Source organism: Nocardia sp. NPDC051833 (assembly GCF_040681225.1).
GTDB lineage: Bacteria > Actinomycetota > Actinomycetes > Mycobacteriales > Mycobacteriaceae > Nocardia.
In genome coordinates, this window is the sequence record NZ_JBFAYK010000004.1 from 252649 (window position 1) to 278576 (window position 25928).

At 70.1% G+C, this 25928-nt stretch carries 26 protein-coding genes and 2 tRNA genes; 17 read left to right on the forward strand and 11 right to left on the reverse strand.

Annotation, left to right across the window (positions count from 1 at the left end; genetic code table 11):
* Nucleotides 1-98 precede the first annotated feature (98 nt).
* Nucleotides 99-743 carry a disulfide bond formation protein DsbA gene (locus AB0L91_RS29580; protein ID WP_365015675.1) on the forward strand — a complete coding sequence of 215 codons (645 nt, stop codon included), beginning with the start codon at nt 99-101 and terminating at the stop codon, nt 741-743.
* Nucleotides 744-788: 45 nt separating this feature from the next.
* Here the strand turns inward: AB0L91_RS29580 and AB0L91_RS29585 are convergent, their stop codons facing one another.
* Nucleotides 789-1706, reverse strand: a complete 918-nt coding sequence (locus tag AB0L91_RS29585; RefSeq protein WP_355277195.1) for a M48 family metallopeptidase — start codon at nt 1704-1706, stop codon at nt 789-791.
* A 348-nt stretch (nt 1707-2054) separates the two neighbouring features.
* On the opposite strand from AB0L91_RS29585, the gene AB0L91_RS29590 reads away from it, so the two are divergent.
* Together AB0L91_RS29590 and AB0L91_RS29595 are read left to right on the forward strand one after the other, a co-directional pair.
* A complete protein-coding gene (locus AB0L91_RS29590; RefSeq protein ID WP_355277062.1) occupies nt 2055-2528 on the forward strand; it encodes a ribose-5-phosphate isomerase in 474 nt (157 codons plus the stop codon).
* Between the two features lie 34 nt (nt 2529-2562).
* Nucleotides 2563-3366, forward strand: coding sequence for a DNA-formamidopyrimidine glycosylase family protein (locus AB0L91_RS29595; RefSeq protein ID WP_365015677.1), 804 nt, complete (start codon nt 2563-2565; stop codon nt 3364-3366).
* Here AB0L91_RS29595 and AB0L91_RS29600 read toward each other — a convergent pair.
* Nucleotides 3317-3949: an XRE family transcriptional regulator gene (locus tag AB0L91_RS29600; RefSeq protein WP_365015678.1), complete on the reverse strand. Its 633-nt coding sequence runs from the start codon at nt 3947-3949 to the stop codon at nt 3317-3319. The genes AB0L91_RS29595 and AB0L91_RS29600 overlap by 50 nt on opposite strands.
* Before the next feature lie 92 nt (nt 3950-4041).
* Here AB0L91_RS29600 and AB0L91_RS29605 point away from each other — a divergent pair, with 92 nt between their 5' ends.
* The gene (locus tag AB0L91_RS29605; RefSeq protein WP_365015680.1) at nt 4042-5259 is read left to right on the forward strand and encodes an MFS transporter; all 1218 of its coding nucleotides are present in this window, start codon (nt 4042-4044) and stop codon (nt 5257-5259) included.
* 53 nt (nt 5260-5312) lie between these two features.
* On the opposite strand, the gene AB0L91_RS29610 is transcribed toward AB0L91_RS29605, so the two are convergent.
* Nucleotides 5313-6269, reverse strand: coding sequence for a GGDEF domain-containing protein (locus AB0L91_RS29610; RefSeq protein WP_355277070.1), 957 nt, complete (start codon nt 6267-6269; stop codon nt 5313-5315).
* Nucleotides 6270-6967: 698 nt separating this feature from the next.
* Between AB0L91_RS29610 and AB0L91_RS29615 the strand changes: the two genes are divergently transcribed.
* The 4 genes from AB0L91_RS29615 (at nt 6968) to AB0L91_RS29630 (ending at nt 9365) form a co-directional block, all read left to right on the forward strand.
* Nucleotides 6968-7038: transfer RNA gene (locus AB0L91_RS29615), tRNA-Gly, on the forward strand.
* Nucleotides 7039-7079: 41 nt separating this feature from the next.
* Nucleotides 7080-7156, forward strand: a tRNA-Pro gene (locus AB0L91_RS29620).
* Nucleotides 7157-7202: 46 nt separating this feature from the next.
* The gene (gene fabG / locus AB0L91_RS29625) at nt 7203-7961 is read left to right on the forward strand and encodes a 3-oxoacyl-ACP reductase FabG (protein WP_365015682.1); all 759 of its coding nucleotides are present in this window, start codon (nt 7203-7205) and stop codon (nt 7959-7961) included.
* 111 nt (nt 7962-8072) lie between these two features.
* The gene (locus tag AB0L91_RS29630) at nt 8073-9365 is read left to right on the forward strand and encodes a GDSL-type esterase/lipase family protein (protein ID WP_365015684.1); all 1293 of its coding nucleotides are present in this window, start codon (nt 8073-8075) and stop codon (nt 9363-9365) included.
* Between the two features lie 4 nt (nt 9366-9369).
* Here the strand turns inward: AB0L91_RS29630 and AB0L91_RS29635 are convergent, their stop codons facing one another.
* Nucleotides 9370-9738, reverse strand: coding sequence for a hypothetical protein (locus AB0L91_RS29635; protein ID WP_355277077.1), 369 nt, complete (start codon nt 9736-9738; stop codon nt 9370-9372).
* 160 nt (nt 9739-9898) lie between these two features.
* Between AB0L91_RS29635 and AB0L91_RS29640 the strand changes: the two genes are divergently transcribed.
* On the forward strand, nt 9899-10303 hold the full coding sequence (locus AB0L91_RS29640) for a DUF1801 domain-containing protein (RefSeq protein ID WP_365015686.1): 405 nt from the start codon (nt 9899-9901) through the stop codon (nt 10301-10303).
* On the opposite strand, the gene AB0L91_RS29645 is transcribed toward AB0L91_RS29640, so the two are convergent.
* Both AB0L91_RS29645 and AB0L91_RS29650 read right to left on the reverse strand, forming a co-directional pair.
* On the reverse strand, nt 10300-11100 hold the full coding sequence (locus AB0L91_RS29645) for a metallophosphoesterase (RefSeq protein ID WP_365015689.1): 801 nt from the start codon (nt 11098-11100) through the stop codon (nt 10300-10302). The two genes, AB0L91_RS29640 and AB0L91_RS29645, sit on opposite strands and share 4 nt — an antisense overlap.
* Before the next feature lie 42 nt (nt 11101-11142).
* Complete coding sequence (locus AB0L91_RS29650) at nt 11143-13617, reverse strand: phosphoketolase family protein (protein WP_365015691.1); 2475 nt, start codon at nt 13615-13617, stop codon at nt 11143-11145.
* A gap of 165 nt (nt 13618-13782) precedes the next feature.
* Between AB0L91_RS29650 and AB0L91_RS29655 the strand changes: the two genes are divergently transcribed.
* The 5 genes from AB0L91_RS29655 (at nt 13783) to clpX (ending at nt 18831) form a co-directional block, all read left to right on the forward strand.
* Nucleotides 13783-14337: an FKBP-type peptidyl-prolyl cis-trans isomerase gene (locus tag AB0L91_RS29655; protein ID WP_365015693.1), complete on the forward strand. Its 555-nt coding sequence runs from the start codon at nt 13783-13785 to the stop codon at nt 14335-14337.
* A gap of 137 nt (nt 14338-14474) precedes the next feature.
* On the forward strand, nt 14475-15839 hold the full coding sequence (gene tig, locus AB0L91_RS29660; RefSeq protein WP_218721480.1) for a trigger factor: 1365 nt from the start codon (nt 14475-14477) through the stop codon (nt 15837-15839).
* A 187-nt stretch (nt 15840-16026) separates the two neighbouring features.
* On the forward strand, nt 16027-16602 hold the full coding sequence (locus AB0L91_RS29665; protein ID WP_030202569.1) for an ATP-dependent Clp protease proteolytic subunit: 576 nt from the start codon (nt 16027-16029) through the stop codon (nt 16600-16602).
* A gap of 42 nt (nt 16603-16644) precedes the next feature.
* The gene (locus AB0L91_RS29670; protein WP_218721479.1) at nt 16645-17310 is read left to right on the forward strand and encodes an ATP-dependent Clp protease proteolytic subunit; all 666 of its coding nucleotides are present in this window, start codon (nt 16645-16647) and stop codon (nt 17308-17310) included.
* A 240-nt stretch (nt 17311-17550) separates the two neighbouring features.
* Nucleotides 17551-18831: an ATP-dependent Clp protease ATP-binding subunit ClpX gene (clpX, locus tag AB0L91_RS29675; RefSeq protein WP_218721478.1), complete on the forward strand. Its 1281-nt coding sequence runs from the start codon at nt 17551-17553 to the stop codon at nt 18829-18831.
* 75 nt (nt 18832-18906) lie between these two features.
* Here the strand turns inward: clpX and AB0L91_RS29680 are convergent, their stop codons facing one another.
* Both AB0L91_RS29680 and AB0L91_RS29685 read right to left on the reverse strand, forming a co-directional pair.
* Complete coding sequence (locus tag AB0L91_RS29680) at nt 18907-19716, reverse strand: hypothetical protein (protein ID WP_357348097.1); 810 nt, start codon at nt 19714-19716, stop codon at nt 18907-18909.
* Between the two features lie 290 nt (nt 19717-20006).
* Complete coding sequence (locus AB0L91_RS29685) at nt 20007-20189, reverse strand: hypothetical protein (RefSeq protein ID WP_365015697.1); 183 nt, start codon at nt 20187-20189, stop codon at nt 20007-20009.
* Nucleotides 20190-20368: 179 nt separating this feature from the next.
* Between AB0L91_RS29685 and mihF the strand changes: the two genes are divergently transcribed.
* The gene (mihF, locus tag AB0L91_RS29690) at nt 20369-20683 is read left to right on the forward strand and encodes an integration host factor, actinobacterial type (RefSeq protein WP_019045768.1); all 315 of its coding nucleotides are present in this window, start codon (nt 20369-20371) and stop codon (nt 20681-20683) included.
* Between the two features lie 79 nt (nt 20684-20762).
* Here mihF and AB0L91_RS29695 read toward each other — a convergent pair whose 3' ends face one another.
* Entirely contained in the window at nt 20763-21959 is a 1197-nt protein-coding gene (locus tag AB0L91_RS29695; RefSeq protein ID WP_365015698.1) for an FHA domain-containing protein, read from the reverse strand.
* Nucleotides 21960-22234: 275 nt separating this feature from the next.
* Here AB0L91_RS29695 and AB0L91_RS29700 point away from each other — a divergent pair, with 275 nt between their 5' ends.
* Both AB0L91_RS29700 and AB0L91_RS29705 read left to right on the forward strand, forming a co-directional pair.
* Entirely contained in the window at nt 22235-22912 is a 678-nt protein-coding gene (locus AB0L91_RS29700; RefSeq protein WP_355277103.1) for a TetR/AcrR family transcriptional regulator, read from the forward strand.
* Nucleotides 22909-23484 carry a GNAT family N-acetyltransferase gene (locus AB0L91_RS29705; RefSeq protein ID WP_365015701.1) on the forward strand — a complete coding sequence of 192 codons (576 nt, stop codon included), beginning with the start codon at nt 22909-22911 and terminating at the stop codon, nt 23482-23484. The genes AB0L91_RS29700 and AB0L91_RS29705 overlap by 4 nt, the downstream gene beginning before the upstream one ends.
* A gap of 206 nt (nt 23485-23690) precedes the next feature.
* Here the strand turns inward: AB0L91_RS29705 and AB0L91_RS29710 are convergent, their stop codons facing one another.
* Nucleotides 23691-25238: a glycerol-3-phosphate dehydrogenase/oxidase gene (locus AB0L91_RS29710; protein ID WP_365015702.1), complete on the reverse strand. Its 1548-nt coding sequence runs from the start codon at nt 25236-25238 to the stop codon at nt 23691-23693.
* A complete protein-coding gene (locus AB0L91_RS29715) occupies nt 25228-25848 on the reverse strand; it encodes a helix-turn-helix domain-containing protein (RefSeq protein WP_316573868.1) in 621 nt (206 codons plus the stop codon). Before AB0L91_RS29715 ends, AB0L91_RS29710 begins: the two co-directional genes overlap by 11 nt.
* Between the last annotated feature and the right edge of the window lie 80 nt (nt 25849-25928).

Below are 25928 nucleotides of genomic sequence, written 5' to 3' on the forward strand. Positions count from 1 at the left end.
TAGTGCGCGAGCTGCCGCACGGGAACGATTCCGGTCGTCGCGGGGTTGCACCATCCGGTGGGCGTATCGCCCCGCCGTGCTGACCCGAGAGGAAAATCGTGAGCGATCAGGCCACGAAGGACGTCGTCGATTTCTGGTTCGATCCGCTGTGCCCCTGGTGCTGGATCACGTCCCGCTGGATCCTCGAAGTGGAGCAGGTGCGCGATATCGAGGCGCGCTTCCACGTGATGAGTCTGTCGGTGCTCAACGAGGGCAAGGACGATCTGCCCGAGGTCTATGTCGACCTGATGGCGGCGGGCTGGGGCCCGGTCCGGGTCGCCATCGCCGCCGCCGAGAAGTCCGGTGACGAGATCCTGCTGCCGCTCTACACCGCGCTGGGCACCCGTATCCACGAGCGCCGGGACGAGTACCAGCGCGACACCGTCGCCGAGACGCTGTCCGCGGTCGTCGCCGACGCGCTGGCCGAGCTGGACCTGCCCGCCGAGCTGGCCGACGCCGCGACCAGCACCGAGTTCGACGAGGCGCTGCGCACCAGCCACCACGCGGGCATGGACAAGGTGGGCCCCGATGTGGGCACCCCGACCATCCACGTCAACGGCGTCGCGTTCTTCGGTCCCGTGCTCTCGCGCATCCCGCGCGGCGAGGACGCGGGCCGAGTGTGGGACGGCGTGGTCGCGCTGGCCTCGTACCCGCACTTCTTCGAGCTCAAGCGCACGCGCACCGAGGACCCGGTCTTCGACTGAGTGCCGAACGGGGTGCCGGACCCACCGTCCGGCACCCCGACCTGATCACACCGGTTTCGGCGGCAGCGCGCGCGGCGCGGTGATCGGCGGATAGCCGCCCGGCGGTGGGATGGCCCCGGGGTGGGGTGCGCTCGGGCGCAGGAACATCGGGCCGTGCTTGCTGCGGTCGCGCAGCGCCCACATCCGCCAGGTGAGGACCGGATGGCTGGACATGGCGTTGACCAGCCAGACGAATCCGCCCTTCTCGATCGCGGCCCGGTCGGCCATCTCGTCGAAACCGACCTGGGCGTTGAGGTACTTGCCCGCGGCCAGCGTCCCCATCGCGCCGGGCGCGCCCTGGTACCGATTGCAGAAGCCGTGATTGTCCGCGGTGTACTCCTGCGCGCGGATCAGCGAGGACCCCAGGATCGGCAGCCACGGCGCGACGAACATGCCGAGCTGGCGCCAGTACGACACGTGCCCCGCGGCGATATGCCCCACCTCGTGACCGATGATGAAGGCCAGCGCGTCGGGATCGCGGGCGGTGCCGCCGATTTCGAACAGGTCGCTGTAGACCACCACGAACCGGCGGAACCCGTGCCCGGACGCGAACGCGTTGATCTGGCCGTTGCCCAGCACGACGTAGGCGTCGGGCACCTTGCTCATCCCGAATCGCGCCGCCGCCTCCTGCACCATCCGGTAGCCCTCGGGGAACTGCGTCGGTGACATCTTCACGCCGTTGATCCGCTGGGTCGCGTAGTTGAGGCCACGGCCGAGCCACAGCAGCACCGGCGCGAACACCAGCAGCAGCACGTACGGACTGGTCAGGATCGACCCGGTGTCGACCGGCTGGCCCTTGTCGTCGAGCACCGGCTCGGCGAACAGCTCGACCAGCAGGATCAGCGCGACCAGCAGATAGGCCACCGTCGTGAACATGATCACGACCACCAGCAGCGGGATCTCCCACGAATGCCGGGCCGGCATCCCGAACGGCGACAGCCCGCGCGGCTGCTGCTGCGGCGGGATCGGCGGGCCGCCGGGCGGGTAGTAACCGGCCTGCGGCACCGGGGGATACGGGCCGGGGTACTGCGGGGCGGGCGCGTACGGCTGGGCCGGGAATCCACCGGTCGGCGGGGCCTGCTGGGCCCAGGGCGACGAGGCGGGCCCGGGGTACTGCGGTGGAACGGGAGCGTCGCCGGTGCCCTTGTCCAGCGACGGTACCGACTCGGCGGGTGGGCCGGAATGCCCCGGCGGGGGACCTGCCGAAGGCGGCTGATGCGGTTCGTGCGGGTGCATGAAACGACTCTAAGCGGGCCTGACACAATCGCAGCCATGCGCGTTTACCTGGGTGCCGACCATGCCGGTTTCGAACTGAAGAATCACGTCAAGGCCCATCTGCAGGAGGCCGGACACGACGTCGTCGACTGTGGTGCTCTCGAGTACGACGCCCTCGACGACTACCCCGCGTTCTGCATCGAGGCGGCCCGCCGCACCGTCGCCGACCCGGGCTCGCTCGGCCTGGTCTTCGGTGGCAGCGGCAACGGCGAGCAGATCGCCGCCAACAAGGTCCCCGGCGCGCGCTGCGCCCTGGCCTGGAGCGTCGAAACCGCCAAGCTGGCCCGCGAACACAACAACGCCCAGCTGATCGGGATCGGCGGCCGCATGCACACCACCGAGGAGGCGCTCGCCATCGTCGACGCGTTCCTCGCCCAGGCGTGGTCGGAAGAGCCGCGCCACCAGCGCCGCATCGACATCCTCGCCGACTACGAGAAGTCCGGCGAGGCCCCCGCGGTCCCCGCGTACTGACAGTTCCGCACTCAGCTCGAGGAAGGTGTGTTTCTTGCCTGAGGGGCACACCCTTCATCGCATCGCCCGCCTGCATCAGGAGCGGTTCGCCGGTGGAGCCGTGCGGGTTTCGAGTCCGCAGGGGCGGTTCGCCGAGGGCGCGGCGATGGTGGACGGGCGGGTGCTGGAGTCGGCCGAGGCCGTCGGGAAGCATCTGCTGCACCACTACGCGTCCGGGCTGACGGTGCACGTGCATCTGGGTTTGTACGGCACCTTCAGCGAGGGCGAATTGCCGTTGGCGGCGCCGGTCGGCCAGGTGCGGATGCGGATGCTCGGCGCCGCGACGGATTTCGGCAGCGATCTGCGCGGGCCGACCGCCTGCGAGGTGCTGCTGCCGCCGGAGGTCGACGCGCTCCTCGCCCGCCTCGGCGCCGACCCGCTGCGCCCCGACGCCGATCACGAACGGGCGGGCGCGCGCATCCGGCGCTCCCGCCGGGCGATCGGCGCGCTGCTGATGGATCAGGCGCTGATCGCCGGCGTCGGCAATGTCTACCGCGCGGAAGTGCTGTTCCGGCACGGCATCTCGCCGTTTCGGCCGGGCACCTCGGTCAGCGCCGAGGAATGGGACGCCCTGTGGGCCGACCTGGTCGAGCTGATGCCGGTCGGCGTGGCCACCGGCCGGATGCACGTCGTCCGGCCCGAACACGACACCGGCGCACCGTCCTACGCCAAGGACCGGCCGCGCACCTACGTCTACCGCCGCCAGGGCGAGCCCTGCCGGGTGTGCGCGACCCCGATCGCACACGGCGTCATGGAGGGGCGAAACCTCTTCTGGTGCCCGATCTGTCAGCCGCGCTGACATCGCGGGGCGAACTCGCCCTGACGTGGATGCGCTCACCGTGCGCGCCGAAGAGGCTGAGGATCTCGACACCGCCCCGGCCCGTCGCGCCGAACCAGTGCGGGATCCGGCAGTCGAATTCGGCCGCCTCGCCCGCGCCCATGACGAAATCGTGGTCACCGAGCCGAACCCGCAGCCGCCCGCGCAGCACGTACAGCCACTCGTGGCCGTCATGGGCGCGCGGGAACGGGTCCTCGTCGCCGGCGGGAATGATCATCTTGTAGGCGCGGGGCTCCCCGGGGTGACGGGAGAGCGGGATCAGCAGCCGGCCGCCGTCGCCGGTGGACCCCCGCGGCACCCGGGGATCGACGACGCGTGGCGCCGCGACGATCTCGTCCAGCCCGATGCCCAGCGCCGCCGTAATCGGCAGCAGCAGTTCGAGACCGGGCTTGCGCTGCCCCGATTCCAGCCGTGACAGCGTGCTCGTCGAGACGCCGGTGGCCCGCGCGACCGCGGCCAGGCTGACGTTCCGCTGCTCCCGCGCCCGGCGCAACCGCGGCCCGATCTGCTCGATCACCGCGCCGACGGTCGGTTGGTCCTCCATGTGCCCAGTGGAATCGATCCGTCCCGGAAACGGCAAGGTTCTTTGCCGATACCGCAAAGGCGTCGGGATGCTCGTCGCGGAGGTGATCCGAGATGGATTCGACAAGGGAAATGGACACGACCGCCCCGGCGTCGCGTATCGGCGCCAGGCTGCCCGCCGGGGTATATCTGCTGGGGTTCAGCCTGTTCGCGATGGGCAGCGCGGAGTTCCTGCTCGCGGGCGTGCTGCCCGATGTGGCGCTCGATCTGGGGGTGCCGCTCTCGTCCGCGGGCATGCTCATCACCGCGTTCGCGCTCGGTGTGGTCGTCGGCGGACCGCCGTGCGCGGTGCTCGGCCTGCGCCTGCCGCGGCGCTCGGCGCTGCTGGTGACCCAGGCGGTCTTCGCGGCGAGTATCGCGATCGGGCTGGTCGGTGACTATCGGGTGCTGCTGATCTCGCGGGTCGTCGCCGGTGTCGCCTACGCGGGGTTCTTCGCCGTCGCGTCGGTCACGGCGGTCCGCCTGGTGACCCCGGATCGGGTCGGGCGGGCGTCCGCGGTGGTAGTGAGTGGGCTCAGCGTGGCGATGGTGGTCGGTGGTCCGATGGGGACGCTGCTGAGCCATTTCCTCGGCTGGCGTGGGGGATTCGTCGCGGTCGTGCTGCTGACGCTCGCGGGAGGGATCGGCTGCCTGCTCGGAATCCCCACCGCCGCAGCGGAATCCGAGGCGAGGCCGGAGGTGCGCCGCGAGCTCGCGGTGATGCGCGAGCCGGCGCTGTGGGGCATCTACGCGATCACCATCCTGAGCACGGCCGCCTACATGATCACGTTCAACTATCTGGCGGCGCTGCTCGGCGAGGTCACCGGTGTTGCGGCCGTGTGGATTCCGGCCGTCCTCGCGCTGTTCGGCGTGGGCGCCTTCGTCGGCCTGTCCGTCGGCGGCCGGATCGCCGACCGGCGGCCGCACGCCGCGTTGACGGCCGGGACGATCGCCATCGGCCTGCTGTCGGTGCTGCTCGCGACGGCGATGGCCTGGGCATGGGTGGTGGTGCCCGCGGTCTTCGCGCTCGGGGTCGCGGCGTTCGTCCTCAATCCCGCGCTCTACGGCCGGGTCTTCACCATCGCGGCCGCGGCGCCGACGCTCGCGGGTGCCACCACGGTGTCGGCCTTCCAGCTGGGGATCAGTGGCACTCCGGTGCTCGCGGCCATCACCCTGACCCACGGCGGCGGGCTCACCTCGGTCGGCCTGATCGGCGCGGTGCTCGCGGTCGCGGCGCTGCCGCTGATCCGGCTCGACGCGAGACGCCGAGCCGGATCCGAGCACACTGCCTGACTACATCGAAAGGGGTTGAGCCGGAACGCGAAGTGCAGGCTTCGCGATCCGACTCAGCCCGCGACCGCGGTTCCCAGTTCCGGGTCGCCCGATTCGGCGAGCGCGAAACGCCGCCCGCCCGCGGATTTCGCCGAATACATCGCGCGGTCGGCGCGACGCAGCAGATCGGTGAAATCGCACGTCTTTCCCGGCGCGCAGAACGCCGTGCCCACGCTCGCCGAGACCGGTACCGGCCCCGCGCTCGACCACACCGGGTCGCGCAGCGCCGCCACCACGTGGTGCGCCAGCTCGCCGAGGGTGTCGCGCCGCGGGTTGGCGGCGACGACGAACTCGTCACCGCCGTACCGGCAGATCACCGTCTCGGGCGGGCACACCTCGCGCAGCCGGTTGGCCAGTTCGACCAAGACCTCGTCGCCGATCGCGTGCCCGTAGCCGTCGTTGATCTGCTTGAACCGGTCCAGGTCGACCACCAGTACACCGACGCCGCGGGTCGGGTCGGCCGCGAAGGCCCGCACCCGTTCCTGCAGCAACGTGCGGTTGGCCAGATCGGTCAGCGCGTCGTGGGTTGCTTCGTGGCGCAAGCGGTGCTGCAGCGCGGCGATCTCCTGTACGCGCAGCGACACTTTCGCCGAGATGTTCTGTTCCTGTTGCGCGAGCGCCCGTTCCTGCAGCGCCTGCGCGTAACTGTCGATGGCCTGACTGGCGACCAGCGGCCAGCGGGTGGCCACCAGCGAGCCGGGCACGCCGGAGGGGAAGCCGAGCAGCCAGCGGGTGGCGTGCGCCAGCATCCTGGTTCGTTCGAAGGGCGCCTCGGCCAGCCGGGCGCCGAGCATCCGCGCCTGTGGCACCGGGAACGGTTCGGTCCGCGCCAGATGCAGCAGCCGCTCGACGATCTCGACGAGCACCGGCTCCAGCTGGTGCGGCGCCGTGGAAGATCCCGGTTCGGCGCACACCGCGCGGGCCCAGGCGCGGGCCATCGCGGCGACCGGTGGCTCGATGTGGACAGTCATCGACATCACCGGCGGTCGGTGGCGACGAGCTCGCCACCTCGATCGTTCGCACTGCTACGCGGTTGAGTCCACCGAGTTCGGCACACGCTCACCGCCCCCTTTCCAGATACCCCCGTCCGGCAAAAAGGATCCTAGCAAGCCACCCGAGACCGAAAAGCCGCGTTGTAGAACGCGTTGCAGTCTCTCGCGAATGGCGATCGGCTATGACATCGCTACAGGTGTCCCGGCGTTACACACTTCCCGAAAAAACTTTGGGAAGACCGAAACATGCAGCGTAGAGCCCATCTCGAGGGGGTGGGCGTTGCATTGCCATGCGGTTCCTCCTGGCCCAGGGGCGAGTCGTGACGAGGTGGCCGAGTGACCACGACTCCCCCCGACAAGGAGCCCGTCACGCGCCATTTCATGGTGGCCTACTCGCCGCCCACATGCCAGGTTTTTAAGGAAAATTCTCCTATTTATTCCCCCGGTGGAGCAGGCGCCGGTCCCCATTGGCGCGCATCAACCATCGTGGCCGTGCAGGGGTTCACGTGGATAGGGTCATTAGGCCCTAATCGGGCACCGGCGCCGGCGGGGGTCGTCACCGCGGGGCGGGGGCGCGCCGCCGTGCTCGCCGGGGGCGGATTGGCATTTAGCGCGCGGGATTCGGTACAGTCGTGGCGCACACGACATCGTGGCGATCCCATCGATGTCGTATGCCTGCGGGTGTAGTTCAATGGTAGAACCTCAGCCTTCCAAGCTGATGGTGCGGGTTCGATTCCCGTCACCCGCTCAAACATGAATTCCCTCGACGGCGTCGCAGCCCCGAGGCCTCGGGGTGTAGCGCAGCTTGGTAGCGCATCCGCTTTGGGAGCGGAGGGTCGCAGGTTCAAATCCTGTCACCCCGACCATCACCATTCGCCCAGCTCACGGTTGTGTCAGCGCGGAGGAGTGCACATGTCCACGGAACGCAGGGTCGCGATCGTCACCGGTGCCGCGCGGGGCATCGGCGCCGCGGTCGCCGGAAAGCTCGCCGCCGACGGATTCGCCGTCGCCGTGCTCGATCTCGACGCCGCCGCCTGCGCGAACACCGTCGCCGCCATCGAGGCCGCCGGAGGCAGCGCTCTCGCCGTCGGCGCCGACGTGGCCGACGAGGCCGCGGTCGCCGCCGCGGTCGAGCGGATCGCCACCGAGCTCGGCGCGCCGACCGTGCTGGTCAACAACGCGGGCGTGCTGCGCGACAACCTGCTGTTCAAGATGTCGGTGGACGACTGGGACACCGTCCTGAACGTGCACCTGCGCGGCGCCTTCCTGATGACGAGGGCGGTGCAGAAGTACATGGTGGACGCGAAGTTCGGCCGCATCGTGAACCTGTCGAGCACCTCGGCGCTCGGCAACCGCGGCCAGGCCAACTACTCCGCGGCCAAGGCGGGCATGCAGGGCTTCACCAAGACCCTGGCCTTCGAGCTGGGCAAGTTCGGCGTCACCGCGAACGCGATCGCGCCCGGCTTCATCGAAACCGACATGACCGCCGCGACCGCCGCGCGGGTCGGCGTCGACTTCGAGGCGTTCAAGCAGGCCGCCGCCGCGCAGATCCCGGTCAACCGGGTCGGCACGCCCGCCGACATCGCCAACGCGGCATCGTACTTCGTGAGCGAGGGCGCGGGCTTCGTGTCGGGTCAGGTCCTCTACGTCGCCGGTGGCCCCACCAACTGACGCGAAACCGGTGGGCGCGAAGTATTTTCACGATTCCTACCCGCCGGTATAGCGCCGCTTTTACTGTTACCCCCGATAACGGTCGGGTGGTGACTCTGGAGGCTGTGCGGCGTGGGGAAGTGGGCGGTTCTCGGGGCCGCGATGGTACTGGCCGGATCGATGTCGACCGGGATCGCCGGGGCAGCGCCGAGCACCTGCGATGAACCCGCCTGGGTGGGCAGCTGGATGGCGGCGCCGTCCGATTCGCTCAGTGCCGCCGACCCGTCGCTGATTCCCCAGCTGTCGCTCTCGGATCAGACCTATCGCGTGGTGATCACGCCGCACCGGGGTGGCTCGGAGCTGCGGGTCCACCTGACAAATCGCACCCGGCCGATCGCGATGACCGTGGGACACGTGACGGTGGGGGCCCAGAGCGCGGGCGCGGCGGTGCGCCCCGACTCCGTGCGCGAGGTGAGCTTCGGCGGCGAGCGGGCCGTGACCATCGCGCCGTGGAGCGATGTGGTGAGCGACCCGGTCCGGCTCGAGTTCGAGGCGTTCGCGCCGCTGGCGGTGAGCGTGCACGCGCCCGGACTCGCGGTGCTGCCGACCGAGCATTTCAACGGCAACGCCACCAGTTATTACAGCCTCCCGTTCGCCGGTGATCGCACCACCGATCCGTCGGGCGCGCCGCTGCCGTTGCGCACGACCGCGGTGCCGTTCGTCTCGGGTCTCGATGTGCGGGCGCCGGGAGCGGTCTCGACCATCGTGGCCTTCGGCGACTCGATCACCGACGGCTATGTGTCGGCCACCTACCTCGGCACCCCGCAGGACCCGAGCGTGATCGATCGGAACGTGCGCTATCCCGACTTCCTGCAGCGCAGGCTCGACGCCGCGGGCAAGCCGTTCAGCGTGCTCAATGCGGGGATCTCGGGCAACCGGGTCACCCGCGACGGCTTCATCCCGCAGTTCGGGCCGCACGCGGGCGCCCGGCTGCAGGCCGACGTCATCGACAAGGCCGGGGTCAGCGAGGTGATCGTGCTCGAGGGCATCAACGATCTGGGGATTCCGATCGGCGCGGGCTACGACGAGGTGGTCGCCGGCTACACCGGGCTGATCGACCGCCTGCACGCCGCCGGGCTGCGCGTCCACCTGGGCACCCTGCTGCCGACGAGCAACGCCCTGCTGGACGGCATGGCCACGCTGCCGTACGCGAATCCGGTGCGGCAGCGGATCAACGCCTGGATCCGGACCCAGCGGCTGTCCGACAGCGTGGTGGATTTCGATGCGGCGCTGCGGGATCCGGCGAACCCGGACGTCCTCGATCCCCGCTACGCGGGCGCGGACAACCTGCACCCCAACGCGGCGGGCTACCGGGCGATGGCCGAGGCGATCGACCTCGACCGGTTCCTTCCCGTCTGCGGCTGAGGACTCAGGCGCAGCGGAACCGGAACTCGGTACTCACCTGGGTGCCGGCGGCGACCTGCAGGCGCACCGGGGCGGTGTCGGCCAGCGCGCACCCGCCGGGCACGGTGATCACCCTCGCCTCGTAGCAGCCGTCGGGCAGGGCGGCGGTGGCGCGGCCGTCGGGGCCGCTGGTCAGGGTGGTCACGACCTGGGTCTCGCCGCAGCGGGTCACCGTGATCTCGGCGCGGTTGACCGGGATCGGGTCCCGGCCGGTGAAGGCCAGGACGCTCAGCGTCCCGGCGGTGCCGGTCCCCGGCGGCGCCGGATCGGCGGCGGCCAGCCCGGCGCCGACCAGCGGACAGAGCACGGACAGGGCGAGCATCGTTCGGCGCATGAACCTCTCCTCGGCGATGAGTCGGGTCGTCCGGTGCGATGGTAAGCCCGTTTCGCCAGGTCGCGGCCCGCTCGCCCGGGATGTCGAGTTGACGATTCGGCGACGATCCCGCCGGACGCGCTGCCCGGACACCGGCCCGCCGATGTGTCACCATCGATCGGTGACCTACGTCGCCGATCCGCGCGTGGACGCCTACATCGACGCGCTCCCCACCTGGCAGCAGGCCGTCTGCCGCCAGGTCCGCGACCTCGTCCACGCCGCCGACCCCGAGGTCGCCGAGACCGTGAAGCGGCGCGTGCAGCCCTATTTCGTCCTCGACGGCAATATCTGCGCGCTGCTCGCCGCCAAGACGCACGTCAACATCTTCCTCTACGACGGCGCCATCGTCCCCGACCCGGACAACATCATCACCGGCGGCCACGACAACAAGACCGCGCGCACCGTCGCCGTCTACGAGGGCCAGACCCTCAACGACCGCGCCCTGAGCAAGATGCTGAAACAGATCATCGCCGACAACCGCGCCGGCGGCTGGCGCAAGATCAAACAGGCCCGCGGCGAGGACTAGCTGCCGGGAGTGATGCCGGCGCGTTCGCTCCAGATCTGTTCGGCGGGGACGGAGATCGTGGTCAGTTCGGGGTAGCGCAGGGCGGAGAGGGTGCCGCCGAAGACGGCGCCGGTGTCGAGGCAGAGGGTGTTGTTGACCCAGGTCAGTTTGGTGACGGGGGTGTGGCCGTAGAGGACGGTGGCGGCGCCGCGGTAGTCCTGGGCCCAGTCGTAGCGGATGGGCAGGCCGTGCTCGTCGAAGTCGCCGGTGGGGGAGCCGTAGAGGGCGAAGGAGCGGGCGCGGCTGGAGGTGCTGCCGTGCAGGCTTTCCGGCAGGCCTGCGTGGGCGACGACCAGCTTGCCGCGGTCGAGCAGATAGTGGCTCGGTAGCTCGCGCAGGAAAGTGTGTGCGGCGGCGCGGAATTCGGCGTCTTCGGTGGCCAGCTGGGCCAGGGAGAGCTCGAGGCCGTGGGCGACGCGGACATGGCGTCCGTCCAGCGCGCGCACCAGTTTGTACTCGTGGTTGCCGGTGACGCACAGCGCGGTGTGCGCGGCGACCATGCCCATCGCCAGGCGCAGCACACCGGGGGTGTCGGGGCCGCGGTCGACGAGATCGCCGACGAAGACCACCGTGCGCGCGTCCGGGTGCGCGGCGCCGACCGCCCGGCCGCGCTCGTCGCGCTCGATGGTGTAGCCGAGTTCGCCCAGCAGGGTTTCCAGCTCGCCGCGGCAGCCGTGTACGTCGCCGATCACGTCGAAGGGGCCGGTGAGGTCGCGACGATCGCGGGGGAGGGTGTCGGGGCGGCGGGGCTCGGTCATCGACTCCATCGTCGTGCAGCGCGGGCCCGCGCCGCAACCGCGTTACGTCACAGTGGGGATGGCGGCCTCGGGCCAGACCCAGTTCGCGACGACCGGGATGTCCTCGCCGTGCTCCCTGGTCCAGCGCCGGGCGATCAGCCGGGCGTCGACCATCTCCTGGCGCAGACCCGCCGCCCGCCCGCGCAGGCCGGGCACCCGATCGATCACGTCGAGCACCAGGTGGAAGCGGTCGAGGTCGTTGAGCATCACCATGTCGAAGGGGGTGGTGGTCGTGCCCTTCTCCTTGTATCCGCGCACGTGCAGTTCGGCGTGGTTGGTGCGGCGGTAGGTGAGCCGGTGGACCAGCCAGGGGTAGCCGTGGAAGGCGAAGATCACCGGGCGGTCGGTGGTGAACAGCGCGTCGAACTCGGCGTCGGGCAGGCCGTGCGGGTGTTCGTCGGCGGGCAGCATCCGCATCAGGTCGACGACATTGACCACCCGGACCCGCAGGTCGGGTAGCCGATCGCGGAGGATCGCGGCGGCGGCGAGGGTCTCCAGGGTGGGGATGTCGCCCGCGCAGCCGAGCACCACGTCGGGGATGGTGCCGGGGTCGTCGTTGTGGCAGGCCCACTCCCAGATCCCGACCCCGCGGGCGCAGTGCAGCGCGGCCTCGGACACCGAAAGCCAGTCCGGCCCCGGCTGTTTGCCCGCCACGACCACATTGGCGTAGTGCAGCGAGCGCAGGCAGTGGTCGTAGGTGGACAGCAGGGTGTTCGCGTCCGGCGGCAGGTACACCCGCACGATCTCGGGACTCTTGTTCGCCACGACATCGAGGAAGCCCGGGTCCTGGTGGGTGAATCCGTTGTGGTCCTGGCGCCACACGTGCGAGGTGAGCAGGTAGTTCAGGCTGGGGATCCGGCGCCGCCACGGCACCGCCAGGCTGGCGTCGAGCCACTTGGCGTGCTGGTTGAACATGGCGTCGACGATGTGGATGAACGCCTCGTAGCAGGTGAACACCCCGTGCCTGCCGGTGAGCAGGTAGCCCTCCAGCAGGCCCTGGCACAGGTGCTCGGAGAGCACCTCCACGGCGCGGCCGGTCGGCGACAGGTCGACATCCCAGCGGCCGACCTCGGCCTGCCAGTCCCGTCCGGTCACCTCGAGGATGTCCTGGAGCCGGTTGCTGACCAGTTCGTCCGGGGCGAGGGTGAGGAAATTGTGTGGATTGCGCACCGTGACATCGCGCAGCCAGCTGCCCAGCACCCGGGTCGCCTCGTGCGGTCCCGACCCCGGCCGCTCGACGGCGACGCCGTAGTCGCGCCAGTCCGGCAGGTCCAGATCGCGCACGAGCAGCCCGCCGTTGGCGACCGGGTTCAGGCTCATCGGCCGGTCCGGGATCTGGCCGAGCACGGCGGCGACCGGGGCGCCGTGCTCGTCGAACAGTTCCTCGGGGCGATACGAGCGCAGCCACTGCTCCAGCACGCGCCGGTGCTGCGGGTTGGTGCGGGCCGCGGGCAGGGGGACCTGGTGGGCGCGGAAGGTGCCCTCGACCTGTTCGCCGTCGACGACCGGGGGACAGGTCCAGCCCTTCGGGGTATGCAGCACGATCATCGGCCAGCGCGGCCGGGTGGTGTCGCCGTCGGCGCGGGCCGCGCGCTGGAAGCCGGCGATGCGGTCCAGGCAGGTGTCCATCGCCGTGGCCAGCGCCTGGTGTACCGGGGCCGGATCGTCGCCGGAGACGATCAGCGGTTCGTAGCCGTAGCCGCGCAGCAGCGCGACCAGTTCGTCGGTCGGGATGCGGGCGAGGATCGTCGGGTTGGCGATCTTGTACTCGTTGAGCGCGAGGATCGGCACCACCGCGCCGTCGCGCGCCGCGTTGAGGAATTTGTTCGCGTGCCAGCTGGCCGCCAGCGGGCCGGTCTCGGCCTCGCCGTCGCCGATCACGCAGAACACCGTGAGATCGGGATGATCGAGCGCGGCGCCATAGGCGTGCAGCAGGCTGTAGCCGAGTTCGCCGCCCTCGTGGAACGAGCCGGGCGTCTCCGGCGCGCAGTGGCTGGGCACGCCGCCGGGGAAGGAGAACTGGTGGAACAGCCTGCGCATGCCGTTGGCGTCGCGCGCGATATCGGGGTAGAGCTCGGCGTAGGCGCCCTCCAGCCAGGCACAGGCGTTCGGGCCGGGGCCGCCGTGGCCGGGGCCCGCCACGTACACCGCGTCGAGCCCGCGATCGCGGATCACCCGATTCGCGTGCGCCCACACCAGATTCAGGCCGGGCACGGTGCCGAAGTGGCCGAGCAGGCGCGGCTTGATGTCCTCGGCGCGCAGCGGCTCGCGCAGCAGCGGATTGCGCATCAGATAGATCTGGCCGACCGCCAGATAGTTCGCGGCCCGCCACCAGGTGTCCACCGCGACCAGCTCGTCGCGGGACAGCGGGCCGGGGGCGTCGGTGAGGACGTAGGGCTGCGGCGCGATGGTCTCGCCGTCGCCGCCGCCCACGTTGTCGGCGGCGGTGTCGGCGTCGAGATCGCTGGTCCGGGTCATCGCGGACTCTCCTCGTACTCGGTGAGCTGCGGCGCCGTCCGCGCCGCCGGGACCTGCACGGGGCGCCGATTCGACACTCGGCGACACCGGTGGAGAAACGCACCGCCGAGCCTACCGCCGTGCCCGTTCCCGGCGCCGCGCCCGCGGTCTATTACTGTGCGGGCCATGCATTCTCTCGGCAGGATCATCGGCATCGGACTCGTCGCGGCCGCCGCGATCGCGACAGCGGCGTGCGGCTCGGACTCGGATTCGGCGAGTTCGCCGAGCAGCAGCACCGCCGCCGCGGGCCAGTCCACGGCCAGCAAGGGCCGCGAATGCACCGCCGACGACATCAAGGTCAGCGGTGGCTACGGCGACGCACCGGAGATCACGATTCCCGAATCCTGTGATCCGCCCACCACCCTGATCGTCAAGGACCTGGTCGCGGGCAACGGCCCCGGCGCGGTCGCCGGTCAGCCGCTGACCATGAACTACGCGCTGGTCACCTGGTCGGACAAGGAGACCCTGGACAGCTCGTTCAAGCGTGGCAAGCCGTTCCAGCTGACCCTCGGCGCCGGCCAGGTCATCGAGGGCTGGGACCAGGGTCTGCTCGGCGTGCAGCAGGGCGCGCGCCGGCTGCTGATCGTGCCGCCGAACCTCGGCTACGGTGCGGGCGGCAACGGCGTCGCGCCGAACGAGACGCTGGTCTTCGTCACCGACGCGGTGCAGGTCGGCCGCTAGCCGCCGCCCAAACAGCCGCCGATTGCACGACCGCGAAGGCGGTCAACTACCCTGGTCGGGATGCGTTCGTCGCACCGACTCATGGCGCGACGTCCCATGCGGGGACACCACTGAACTACGAACCAAGGAGCATGTCCGTGAAGAGCACCGTCGAGCAGCTGAGCCCGACCCGGGTCCGGATCAACGTCGAGGTGCCCTTCGAGGAGCTGAAGCCCGACTTCGACAAGGCGTACAAGGCGCTGGCCCAGCAGGTCCGCATCCCCGGCTTCCGTCCGGGCAAGGCTCCGGCCAAGCTGATCGAGACCCGTGTCGGCCGTGGCGCCGTGCTGGAGCAGGTCGTCAACGACGCGCTGCCGGGTCGCTACGCCGAGGCCGTGCAGTCCGCCGAGGTGAAGGTCATCGGCCAGCCCGAGATCGAGATCACCAAGATCGAGGACGGCGAAGAGCTGGCGTTCACCGCCGAGGTCGACGTGCGCCCCGAGATCGCGCTGCCGGACTACTCGGGCCTCGAGGTCACCGTCGACGCGTTCACCATCGAGGACGCCGACATCGAGCAGCAGCTCACCTCGCTGCGTCAGCGCTTCGGCACCCTGACCGGTGTCGAGCGCGCCGTGCAGGACGGCGACTTCGTCTCGATCGACCTGTCGGCCACCGTCGACGGCGAGGACGTGCCGGAGGCGGCCACCACCGGCCTGTCGCACGAGGTCGGTTCGGGTCAGCTGATCGAGGGCCTCGACGAGGCGATCACCGGTCTGTCGGCCGGCGAGTCGAAGGAGTTCACCTCCACCCTGGTCGCCGGCGAGCACGCCGGTAAGGAAGCCGTCATCACCGTCACCGTGCAGTCGGTGAAGGAGCGCGAGCTGCCCGAGGCCGACGACGAGTTCGCCCAGCTGGCCAGCGAATTCGACACCATCGACGAGCTCAAGGAAGACCTGAAGGGCCGCGTCGAGCGCGTCAAGAAGGTCGAGCAGGCCGGTCAGATCCGTGACAAGGTGCTCGACACCCTGCTCGAGACCGTCGAGGTCCCGCTGCCCGAGGCCGTCGTCAAGGCCGAGGTCGACGCGGTGCTGCACGACGCCGTCCACGGCTTCGACCACGACGAGGCCAAGCTGGCCGAGGCGCTCGAGGCGCAGGGCTCCTCCCGCGAGGAGTTCGACAAGGACACCCAGGAAGCCGCCGAGAAGTCGGTGAAGACCCAGCTGCTCCTCGACGCCATCGCCGAGGCCGAGAACACCCAGGTCGGCCAGCAGGAGCTGACCGAGCGAATCCTGTTCCAGGCCCAGCGCTACGGCATGTCGCCGGAGCAGTTCATCCAGCAGGTGCAGCAGGCCGGCCAGCTGGGCGCGGTGTTCGCCGACGTCCGTCGTGGCAAGGCGCTGGCCGGTGTCGTCGGCCAGGTGAAGGTCACCGACTCCGAGGGCAACGTGGTGGACACCACCGAAATGTTCGGTGACCCCGCGGATTCCGCCGAGACCGAGCAGGTCGAGGCCGCCGCCGAATAGGTTTTGTGATGCCGGTGTGACCGGTACCCCACACGGGGTGCTTGGATTGCGCTGTGAGCGAAGAAGGGCGGTACCGGGAGTTCGGTGCCGCCCTGCTTCGTTACTGTTTGTGACGACGAACCGTATGGCCGTAGCAATCGGTGAGAAGAGAAGGCAGGTATCCGTGACAATCAACCAGGCAGGGGTCATGACAGCCGCTACTGCTGGTCTCAACCTCAGTGATTCGGTGTACGAGCGGCTGCTGCGCGAGCGCATCATCTTCCTCGGCACGCAGGTCGACGATGACATCGCGAACAAGCTGTGCGCGCAGATCCTGCTGCTCTCGGCCGAGGATCCGACCAAGGACATCTCGCTCTACATCAACTCCCCGGGTGGCTCGGTCACCGCGGGTATGGCCATCTACGACACGATGCAGTTCGCCGAGTGCGACATCAAGACCGTCGCGATGGGCCTGGCCGCGTCGATGGGGCAGTTCCTGCTGACCGCGGGCACCAAGGGCAAGCGTTTCGCGCTGCCGCACACCCGGATCATGATGCACCAGCCGTCGGCGGGCATCGGTGGTTCCGCGGCCGACATCGCGATCATGGCCGAGCAGTTCGCCCACACCAAGCGCGAGCTCAACGAGCTGCAGTCGCTGCACACCGGCAAGTCGGTGGAGCAGGTGACCGAGGACGCGGACCGCGACCGCTGGTTCACGGCGAAGGAAGCCCTCGAATACGGCTTCATCGACCACGTGGTCACCCACGCGAACCAGGCGAAGTAACGCCGCCGTCCCCCCTCACTCGAGACAAGCTTGGAGATAAAGATGGCCAACCTCTTCGACCCGCGCGCCGGACATGGCGGCTCCGCTGCGGGCCTCCCGCAGGCGCGCTACATCCTGCCGCAGTTCACCGAGCAGACCTCGTTCGGTGTCAAGACGTCGGACCCGTACAACAAGCTCTTCGAGGAGCGCATCATCTTCCTGGGCAACCAGGTCGACGACGTCTCGGCGAACGACATCATGGCGCAGCTGCTGGTGCTGGAGTCCCAGGACCCCGACCGCGACATCACCATGTACATCAACTCGCCCGGTGGCTCGTTCACCGCGCTGATGGCGATCTACGACACCATGCAGTACGTCCGCCCCGACGTGGTGACGGTGTGCCTCGGTCAGGCCGCCTCGGCCGCCGCAGTGCTGCTGGCCGCCGGTGCGCCCGGTAAGCGCGCCGCGCTGCCCAACGCGCGCATCCTGATCCACCAGCCGTCCTCGGGCGGCGTGCAGGGCCAGGTGTCCGACCTCGAGATCGCCGCGGCCGAGATCGAGCGGATGCGCCGCCTGATGGAGGTCACCATCTCGCGCCACACCGGCAAGTCCGAGGAGCAGGTCCGCAAGGACACCGACCGCGACAAGATCCTGACGGCCGAGGAGGCCAAGGAGTACGGCATCGTCGACCAGGTCTTCGATTACCGGAAGCTCAGCGGACAGAAGTGACACGCCCGGGCCCGTCGCCCGATCTGGGCGGCGGGCCCATCTTTTTTCGACCGTGGGCCTCACAATGGTGAGAACCCGCACAACGCTTCACAGAAACATGCGCGAGTTGTCGACCTCTCTCGCGCACACCAGGTACGGTCGACTCAGGGACCACTGCTCTGATTGACGGCACCGAAACGTATTTCCGGCCCAATCGGGGGACGACGGTCGCACTCGGACAAGGAAGTAGGGACCTACGAGATGGCGCGCATCGGAGACGGCGGCGATCTGCTCAAGTGCTCGTTCTGCGGAAAGAGCCAGAAGCAGGTCAAGAAGCTCATTGCGGGCCCCGGGGTCTATATCTGCGACGAGTGCATCGACCTCTGCAACGAGATCATCGAGGAAGAGCTGGCCGAGTCGAGCGAGGTCAAGCTCGACGAGCTGCCCAAGCCGTCGGAGATCCGGGACTTCCTGGAGAACTACGTCATCGGGCAGGACACGGCCAAGCGCACCCTCGCGGTCGCGGTCTACAACCACTACAAGCGCATCCAGGCCGGCGACAAGGGCCGCGACAGCCGCGGTGAGACCGTCGAGCTGGCCAAGTCGAACATCCTGATGCTCGGCCCCACCGGCTGCGGTAAGACCTACCTCGCGCAGACGCTGGCGAAGATGCTGAACGTGCCGTTCGCCATCGCCGACGCCACCGCGCTCACCGAGGCGGGCTACGTCGGTGAGGACGTCGAGAACATCCTGCTCAAGCTGATCCAGGCCGCCGACTACGACGTCAAGCGCGCCGAAACCGGCATCATCTACATCGACGAGGTCGACAAGATCGCCCGCAAGAGCGAGAACCCGTCGATCACCCGCGATGTCTCCGGTGAGGGCGTGCAGCAGGCGCTGCTGAAGATCCTGGAGGGCACCCAGGCGAGTGTGCCGCCGCAGGGCGGTCGCAAGCACCCGCACCAGGAGTTCATCCAGATCGACACCACCAACGTGCTGTTCATCGTGGCGGGCGCGTTCGCGGGCCTGGAGAAGATCATCTCCGACCGCACCGGACACCGAGGCATCGGCTTCGGCGCCGAGGTCCGCTCCAAGGCCGAGGTCGACACCGACGACCACTTCGCCGACGTGATGCCCGAGGACCTGATCAAGTTCGGCCTGATCCCCGAGTTCATCGGCCGCCTGCCGGTCGTCGCCTCGGTGACCAACCTGGACAAGGAATCGCTGGTCAAGATCCTTTCGGAGCCGAAGAACGCGCTGGTCAAGCAGTACGTGCGGCTGTTCGAGATGGACGGCGTCGACCTCGAGTTCACCACCGACGCCCTCGAAGCCGTCGCCGACCAGGCGATCCTGCGAGGCACCGGTGCCCGTGGCCTGCGCGCCATCATGGAAGAAGTCCTGCTCCCGGTGATGTACGACATCCCCGGCCGCGACGACGTCGCCAAGGTGGTCGTGAACGCCGACACCGTCACCGAGAACGTCCTCCCGACGATCGTCCCGCGCAAGACCCAGCGCACCGAGCGCCGCGAGAAGTCGGCGTAGAGCCCACACAGCGCCATCGAAAGAGGGCCCCTGCTCCGGCTGGAGCAGGGGCCCTCTTTTCGTGTGTGGTTGTCGCTAGCTCTCGCGGAAGGCGGGCGCCGCGGAGAGGAGGTCCTCGGCGTCGTCGGAGGGGATCTCGGCCGAGGCGCGGGCGATGGCGGTGCTGTAGCGGGCGCTGGCGGCGTTGTGGATCATCAGGGCCACGCCGATCATGACCGGGGCCACGGCGTGGACGGCGGCGTCGTACCAGTGCTTGGCGCTCAGGTGGGGATAGGTGTTGAGGGCGATGGTGAGCGAGAGCAGGAACAGTTCCGCGACCAGCACCTGGGTGCGGTTGCCCATCACACCCCACTCGGCCACCCGGGTGGTGCCGATCATGATGATGACCAGGCAGACGCTGATCATGGCCTCCAGGCCGAAGCTGGCCCAGTAGAGCGGGTCGCTCGGGCCGCCGGGGGCGATGTTGTGCTGGACGTTCACCGCCGACCACAGCATGCCCGCGATGACCACGCCGGCCAGGGCGCGCAGCGACCAGGTGCGGTGCTGATAGAGCGAGGCCAGCCGGGCGCGCGGGTTGGATTCGCGACGCTGGGCGGCGATGGCCTTGCGGGCCAGCATCACGTCCGCCATCTCGGCCCGCTCCATCTCGGCGGTGGTCTCGCGCAGCCGATCGGCGTGCATGGACGCGGCCTTGATCTGCTTCCAGCGCTGGTCGCGCTCGTAGGTGCGGATCTTCTCGGCGAGCTCGCGCTCGGCGCGCAGTTCGTCCTCCGACAGTGCGTCGGTCAGGGCCGGATCGGACTGGTAGGCGATGCGCCGCCTGGCCCGTTCGACCCGGACAGGCAACGCAACGACCTCGTCATCGAGCGGGTGTTCCTCGCGCATCGCAACTCCAAGTAGCAAAGGGGTTCGCCGGGTCGCGTCATTCTTGCGCATGGAGCCGCGGAGAGCACAACCGCGGGCCGGATTTCTCACCGACCCGCCGCTGCCGGAAACGTCTGGCGCACAACTGTGTAGCTGTCATCGCACGGTCACGGGGAGACGGTGACGACCGGTGACCGGTCGCGCCCGGGGTCGAGGAGCTTCGTTGATCCTCCGTGGTTCGCCGTTGAACCTTGGTCCCGTTTTGTGCTTCTGCTGGTGTTTCGTCGCAGCTGGGCGTGGTGTTACGTGGCTCACCCCGCGGAGAAATCGCCGTACTTCGGCGCCCCGTCGGCGCGGTAGCTCGCGATGAGCACGCAGCCGGTGGAGGCCGACCAGCCGCCGTGGGTGAAGCCGTCGACGGTGTCCTCCTGCGGCCCGCCCGGCGCTTGGTAGACGCCGTCGATGGTGAGGAACTGGGTCAGGGAGAGCTCCATGGCGCCGATCCTTTCGTCCGTTTCGTCCGTCTTGCAGGTCGTTCACCCATTACGACGGGCCCAGCACGCAAAACTCATCGGCGTATCCTCGCGGTGTGTCGGACTGGTGCTGCCGTTCGGTTGCTGTTTACTCGGTCCGTCAATCAGATGTTCGAGTGACGAGTGGAAGCGGAGGAGACATGGCACTGCCTACGATGACCGCCGAACAGCGCACCGAGGCGTTGGCCAAAGCGGCTGCCGTGCGCAAGGCGCGCTCGGAACTGATCGGCAAGGTGAAGGAGGGCAAGGTCACCGTCGCCGATCTGCTCAAGAAGGCCGACAGCGACGACCTGGTCAAGAAGACCAAGGTCGCCGCCGTGATCAAGGCGCTGCCGGGTGTCGGCCCGGTGAAGGCGGCCAAGTTGATGGATCAGGCCGAGATCCCCGAGGATCGCCGCATCGGCGGCCTCGGTGCTCGCCAGCGCGCGGCACTGCTGGACGCCCTCGAGGCCTGAGCCGAATCGCGGTCCGACGCCCGTGGACGCACAGCGTGCACACCACGGGCGTCGGGACAGTTCGGCCCGATGAGCTAGCTCAGACGCAGTAGGTCAGCAGGAAATCGTTGATGCGCAGGCGCCAGCCCGGTTGCAGTTCGATGGGCAGGGTGCCGACGCGCGACCAGCGTTCGGAGTCGGGGGCGGCGAAGAACGTACCGGAGGTGGCGGGGGCCTCCCGGACGAACACCTTGCCCCGGTCGGGGGCGACGAAGGCATGGACCCGGGACACGAGCCGGTCGCGTTCGATCAGGATGGGGGTGGCGGCGGCGGCCCGCACCGATTCGTCGCCGGAGGGGTTACGGCCCAGGACATAGGGCCGATCCAGCGGATAGCTCAGCCCGTCCTCGGTGACGAGGGCGCCGCGCGAGCTGGTGGGATGCGGTCCGGACTTCCCCAGGGCGACGGGCTCGGCCCGCTTCGCCGCGTCCAGGGCCTGCGACCAGGCCAGCGGCGCGTTGGTGGCGGGGGAATTGCGCGGACCGGTGCTGACGGTCTCGCCGTCGACGGTCGCCGGGCGCGAGCCCGTGCTCACCGTCTCGCCGTCGGGATCACCCACCTCGGGGGCGGCCACGAAACCGGTTGCCGGACCGGAGGATCCGGCCTCGGCGCTGGGGGCGGCGAAACCCGCGGTCGCCGGTCTGGCCTCCCCGTTCTCGGTATGACCCGCCGGTGTGCGCAGGGCGCGGAAGCCGGTGGCCTCGGTGGGCGGCGGCTCGTCGATCGCCTCGACCCGGCGCGGCGCGGGATTGCGGCGCCGTCCGAGGTTGAGCACGAATCCGTTGCCGGTGACGATGCCGGCCCGCAGGTCGGTGCGTGGATTGGCGCTGGTCGGGTCGGCCATCTCGGCGCCGACGGCGATCCGGCGGACGGGCTCGCGGATGATCTCGTCGACCCAGGTGAAGGCGCGGTCGCCGGCCAGACGGCGGTTGCCCTCGGCGCCGGAGATCTCGGCGATCACCGCGCCGCGCAACAGGATCAGCATCCCGTCGGCAGTCGGGGCGAGGACGCCGAACGGCGGCGGGGCGGACGCGCCGCCGAAGACGACGCCGGCCAGTCGCTGGGCCAGCGCGGCGCCGGGCGCGGAGGCCGCGGTGCTCATCGCGACGGTTTCGACCGCGCCGAGTAGTCGGTCGGTGGACGGGGTCTCACCCGCGAGATACATGACGACGTCGCCGAATCGGGCGACGATCCCGGTACCGGGCACGATGGCCACGGTAGACGAATGCGCGCGCATCAATGCCTCCTTGTCGGACTGGCCTTTGCCAGCATAGATCGAGTCGTTGCGTGCGGTTGCGGGATGTGGCCGCGAACAGTGGGCGAACAGGGGCCCACCTGCGGTTTCGCGGAGGGGAGTCGGGATCGATGCGGTACTGGCGCAGCGGTTTTCGGCGGGCCGGGCAACCCGTGCGCGCGGCGGGCGGGCAGCGCGAGGCCCGTGGGAGTCGTCCATCGAGCCGTACGAACATTGTTCGTGTCAAACGTCGTTCGTGGCCCACGTATGATCGGCGCATGAACGCCGCACCCGTCAGCCGCCGGGCCCGACCGGCGAAGGCGCCGTTGAGCCGCGAGGTCGTCATCGAGACCGGTCTGCGCATCCTCGACAGCGACGGCCTGGCCGCGCTCACCATGCGCCGGGTCGCCCAAGAACTCGACACCGGCGCCGCGTCGCTCTACGTCTACGTCGCCAACCGCGACGACCTGATGACCGGCATGCTCGATCACGTCTTGTCCACCGTCACCACGCCCGCCGACGGCGACTGGCGGGCGCGCCTGACCGCCGTCGTCGAGCGCGCCATCGAGGTGCTCGGCAGGCACGAGGGGCTGGCCCTGGTCGCGTTCGGCCGGATCCCGACCACCGAACACGCGCTCGGCCTGATCGAACAGCTGCTGGCGCTGCTGCGCGAGGGCGGCCTCGATCCGGCGACCGCCTCCTGGGCCGTCGACCTGATCCATCTGCACATCACCGCCGAGGCGGCCGAGCAGGCGGCCTACAACACCCAGGGCGGCACCGAGTCGGACTACCTCGCCGAGATCGGCGGGCGCTTCGCCGAACTACCCGCCGAGCGCTACCCGACGATCGTCGCGCTGCGCGAGCAGATGCTCGCGGGCGACGGCGACGCGCGCGGCCGGTGGGCACTGCGCGCCATGCTCAACGGCATCCTCGCCACCCCGGTGGACGCGCGATGACCGGCGTCGACGAGTCGGGGATCGCCGAGCGACCGCGGGCGAGCGGCGGTCCCATCCGGCCCGCGACCGAGGCCGAGATCCCGGTGCTGCAGGAGATCGAGCAGCGCGCGGGCGCCCCGTTCGCCGCGGTGGGCATGACCGCGGTCGCCGAGGACGACCCGCCGCCCGCCGACACGCTGCGCGAATACCTCGCTGCCGGGCGCGCGTGGGTGTGGCCCGACGACACCGGTCGCCCCGCCGGCTACCTGGTGCTCGGCATGGTCGACGGCGAGCCGCACGTGGATCAGGTCTCGGTGGACCCGGCCCACGCCGGGCTGCGCATCGGCAAACGCCTGATCGACCACGCCGTCCGCTGGGCGAAAGAGCGTGGACTGCGCGAGATCACCCTCACCACGTTCACCGAGGTCCCGTGGAACGGCCCGTACTACGAGCGGCTCGGGTTCACCTACATCCCGGTCGCCGAGGAGACGCCCGAGCTGCGCGCCATCCGCGCCGCCGAGAGCGCCCACGGCCTCGACGAATGGCCCCGCGCCTGCATGCGCGCCGACCTGGCCACCTGGATATTCGGCTGACGGTCGCCCGGCCGCCGATGTGAGCGGCCGGGCGATCGGCGCAGGGTGGCTCGGTCCGCCGGACCAACCGCGTCGCCGGGGTGGCAGTCGGTCGGTCCGCTGTGCGAAGCCGCGCCGGGGTGGCAGTCGGTCGGTCCGTTGTGCGCTGCCTCACCGGGGGTGGCGGTCGGTCGGGCCAGTGCGCGAAGCCGTGCAGGGCGGCGCTGTCAGCTGCCGACGACAGCCCTGGCGAAGGCGGCCTCGGCGGCGGGGGTGGCGGCGGCGCGATCCTCGGGGACCAGGCCGATGCGGGTGCGGCGGTCGAGCAGGTCGTCGACCGTGAGGGCGCCCTCGTGGCTGATGGCGAAGTCGAATTCGGCGGCGGTGACGTCGATTCCAGGGGCGACCGGCTCGCGCAGCGACGGGTCGGCCAGCCACGCCGAGACGATCCGGCCCGCCTCGCTGCCGTAGCGCTCGATCAGGACCGGGGGCGCGTCGATGCGGTCGCGGGCCGCGCCGGCGACGGCGCCGACCAGGGGGAGCCTGGTCGTCCGGCAGGCCGACGCGGGTAGCCCGGCGTTGGCGACGGCGGCGTCGACGGCGTCCTGCGCCATCTGGCGGTAGGTGGTGAGCTTGCCGCCGACGACGGTGATCAGGCCGTCGGGGGAGGTGAGGACCGCGTGCTCACGGGAGATGTCGGCGGTGCTGTCGTCGGCGGTCTCGAGCAGCGGGCGCAGACCGGCGAAGCGGCCACGGATATCGGCGCGGGTCAAGGGTTCCCGCAGCGCGGTGTTGATGGTGTCGAGCAGGAAGTCGATCTCGGACTCGGTGGGCTGCGGCTCGTCGGGGATCGGGCCGGGCGCCTCCTCGTCGGTGAGACCGAGGTAGACGCGGCCGTGCGCGGCGGGCAGCGCGAACACGAAGCGGCTGATGCTGCCGGGGACCGGCACCGTCAGCGCGGCGCTCAGGCCGCCGAACGCGGCGGCGTCGAACACCAGGTGGGTGCCGCGGCTGGGCCGCAGCTTGATGCTGTGGTCGACCTCGCCCGCCCACACACCGGTCGCGTTGATCACGGCGCGGGCCCGCACGGTCAGCGTCTCGCCGGTGATCGTGTCGCGCAGCTGGACCGAATCACCGCTCGCCGTCACGGCTTCCGCCCGGGTGAGCACGGTCGCGCCGTGCGCGGCCGCGGTGCGGGCCAGGGCGACGACCAGGCGCGCGTCGTCGACGAGCTGGCCGTCCCAGGCCTGCAGGCCGCCGCGCAGGCCATCGCGGCGCACGGTCGGGGCCAGGCGCAGCGCCTCGGCGGCGGCGACCCGGCGGGAGCGGGGCAGGGTGTCGGCGGAGGTGCGGGCGGCGACGCGCAGCGCGTCACCGGCGGCGAAACCCGCGCGGATGAGCGAACTCTGGGACGCCTTGATGCCGGGCAGCAGCGGCACCAGCTGGGGCAGCGGGCGCACCAGGTGCGGCGCGGTGGTGCGCAGCATGACGCCGCGCTCGACCGCGCTCTCGTGCGCGATGCCGACCCGCCCGCTCGCCAGGTAGCGCAGGCCGCCGTGCACCAGCTTCGAGCTCCAGCGGCTGGTGCCGAACGCGAAGTCGGTGCGCTCGATGAGCAGTGTGCGCAGGCCGCGGGAGGCGGCGTCGAGCGCGACGCCGGCGCCGGTCACGCCGCCGCCGATCACCAGCACGTCGACCTCGGGGCGATCACCCAGCGCGGTCAGGTCGGCGGTGCGGCGGGTCGCGTTCAGGGCGGCCTTCGAATCAGGAGTCATCACAGTCCTTGTCGCGAGGAGGGAGCAGGTAACCCTCGATCGCCCTCGACAGCTCCGCGTCGAACTGCGCACCGGCCAGCAGCGGCTCCACCGTGCCCGCGGACTGCACCGCGGACTGGGTGATGAGCAGCAGCATGGTCGCCATCTGCTCGGCATCGCCCGCCCGGATCGAACCGTCGTCGTGGCCGAGCCGGATCGCGGTCGCGAACAGCTCGATCAGCGTGCGCTGGTTGCGCCCCAGCCTGCCGAACACATAGGTGAGCATGAGGTCGGTGTCGGTCCGGAAGATCTTGGCGAACACCGCGTTCGCCCGGATCGCGGCCGCACCGGCGACGATGCCGCGCACCAGCCGATCCCGGCCGAGGCCGATCTCGGGCATGGTCTCGCCGACGATCGTGCGTAACTCACGGACCAGGAGCTCGGCGATCAGCGACCCGGTGTCGGGCCAGCGCCGGTACACCGTCGGCCTGCTGACCCCGGCGCGGCGCGCCACCTCGGTGAGCGTGGTGCGACGGACACCGAAATCGACGACACAGGCGCGCGTGGCATCGAGGATCGCCACGTCGGTGGGCGAGAGTTGCTCGTCCGCGTTGGTTGCGATGTCGATCATCGTGCTTCACCCCGGTGTGTTCGGCGGCGCCGGAAGGGGCGCCGTGGTCGAGCTGGAACGCTCAAGGGTATCGAGCGGGC

What these genes read in the sequence shown, in the direction of transcription:
- AB0L91_RS29585 (WP_355277195.1), bottom strand. Translation starts at nt 1,706, where the DNA reads ATGCCGGCCCGGCATTCGTGGGAGATCCCGCTGCTGGTGGTCGTGATC.
- AB0L91_RS29590 (WP_355277062.1), top strand. Translation starts at nt 2,055, where the DNA reads ATGCGCGTTTACCTGGGTGCCGACCATGCCGGTTTCGAACTGAAGAAT.
- AB0L91_RS29600 (WP_365015678.1), bottom strand. Translation starts at nt 3,949, where the DNA reads ATGGAGGACCAACCGACCGTCGGCGCGGTGATCGAGCAGATCGGGCCG.
- AB0L91_RS29605 (WP_365015680.1), top strand. Translation starts at nt 4,042, where the DNA reads ATGGATTCGACAAGGGAAATGGACACGACCGCCCCGGCGTCGCGTATC.
- AB0L91_RS29610 (WP_355277070.1), bottom strand. Translation starts at nt 6,269, where the DNA reads ATGACTGTCCACATCGAGCCACCGGTCGCCGCGATGGCCCGCGCCTGG.
- fabG (WP_365015682.1), top strand. Translation starts at nt 7,203, where the DNA reads ATGTCCACGGAACGCAGGGTCGCGATCGTCACCGGTGCCGCGCGGGGC.
- AB0L91_RS29635 (WP_355277077.1), bottom strand. Translation starts at nt 9,738, where the DNA reads ATGCGCCGAACGATGCTCGCCCTGTCCGTGCTCTGTCCGCTGGTCGGC.
- AB0L91_RS29645 (WP_365015689.1), bottom strand. Translation starts at nt 11,100, where the DNA reads ATGACCGAGCCCCGCCGCCCCGACACCCTCCCCCGCGATCGTCGCGAC.
- AB0L91_RS29650 (WP_365015691.1), bottom strand. Translation starts at nt 13,617, where the DNA reads ATGACCCGGACCAGCGATCTCGACGCCGACACCGCCGCCGACAACGTG.
- AB0L91_RS29655 (WP_365015693.1), top strand. Translation starts at nt 13,783, where the DNA reads ATGCATTCTCTCGGCAGGATCATCGGCATCGGACTCGTCGCGGCCGCC.
- AB0L91_RS29665 (WP_030202569.1), top strand. Translation starts at nt 16,027, where the DNA reads ATGACAGCCGCTACTGCTGGTCTCAACCTCAGTGATTCGGTGTACGAG.
- AB0L91_RS29670 (WP_218721479.1), top strand. Translation starts at nt 16,645, where the DNA reads ATGGCCAACCTCTTCGACCCGCGCGCCGGACATGGCGGCTCCGCTGCG.
- clpX (WP_218721478.1), top strand. Translation starts at nt 17,551, where the DNA reads ATGGCGCGCATCGGAGACGGCGGCGATCTGCTCAAGTGCTCGTTCTGC.
- AB0L91_RS29680 (WP_357348097.1), bottom strand. Translation starts at nt 19,716, where the DNA reads ATGCGCGAGGAACACCCGCTCGATGACGAGGTCGTTGCGTTGCCTGTC.
- AB0L91_RS29685 (WP_365015697.1), bottom strand. Translation starts at nt 20,189, where the DNA reads ATGGAGCTCTCCCTGACCCAGTTCCTCACCATCGACGGCGTCTACCAA.
- mihF (WP_019045768.1), top strand. Translation starts at nt 20,369, where the DNA reads ATGGCACTGCCTACGATGACCGCCGAACAGCGCACCGAGGCGTTGGCC.
- AB0L91_RS29695 (WP_365015698.1), bottom strand. Translation starts at nt 21,959, where the DNA reads ATGCGCGCGCATTCGTCTACCGTGGCCATCGTGCCCGGTACCGGGATC.
- AB0L91_RS29700 (WP_355277103.1), top strand. Translation starts at nt 22,235, where the DNA reads ATGAACGCCGCACCCGTCAGCCGCCGGGCCCGACCGGCGAAGGCGCCG.
- AB0L91_RS29705 (WP_365015701.1), top strand. Translation starts at nt 22,909, where the DNA reads ATGACCGGCGTCGACGAGTCGGGGATCGCCGAGCGACCGCGGGCGAGC.
- AB0L91_RS29710 (WP_365015702.1), bottom strand. Translation starts at nt 25,238, where the DNA reads ATGACTCCTGATTCGAAGGCCGCCCTGAACGCGACCCGCCGCACCGCC.
- AB0L91_RS29715 (WP_316573868.1), bottom strand. Translation starts at nt 25,848, where the DNA reads ATGATCGACATCGCAACCAACGCGGACGAGCAACTCTCGCCCACCGAC.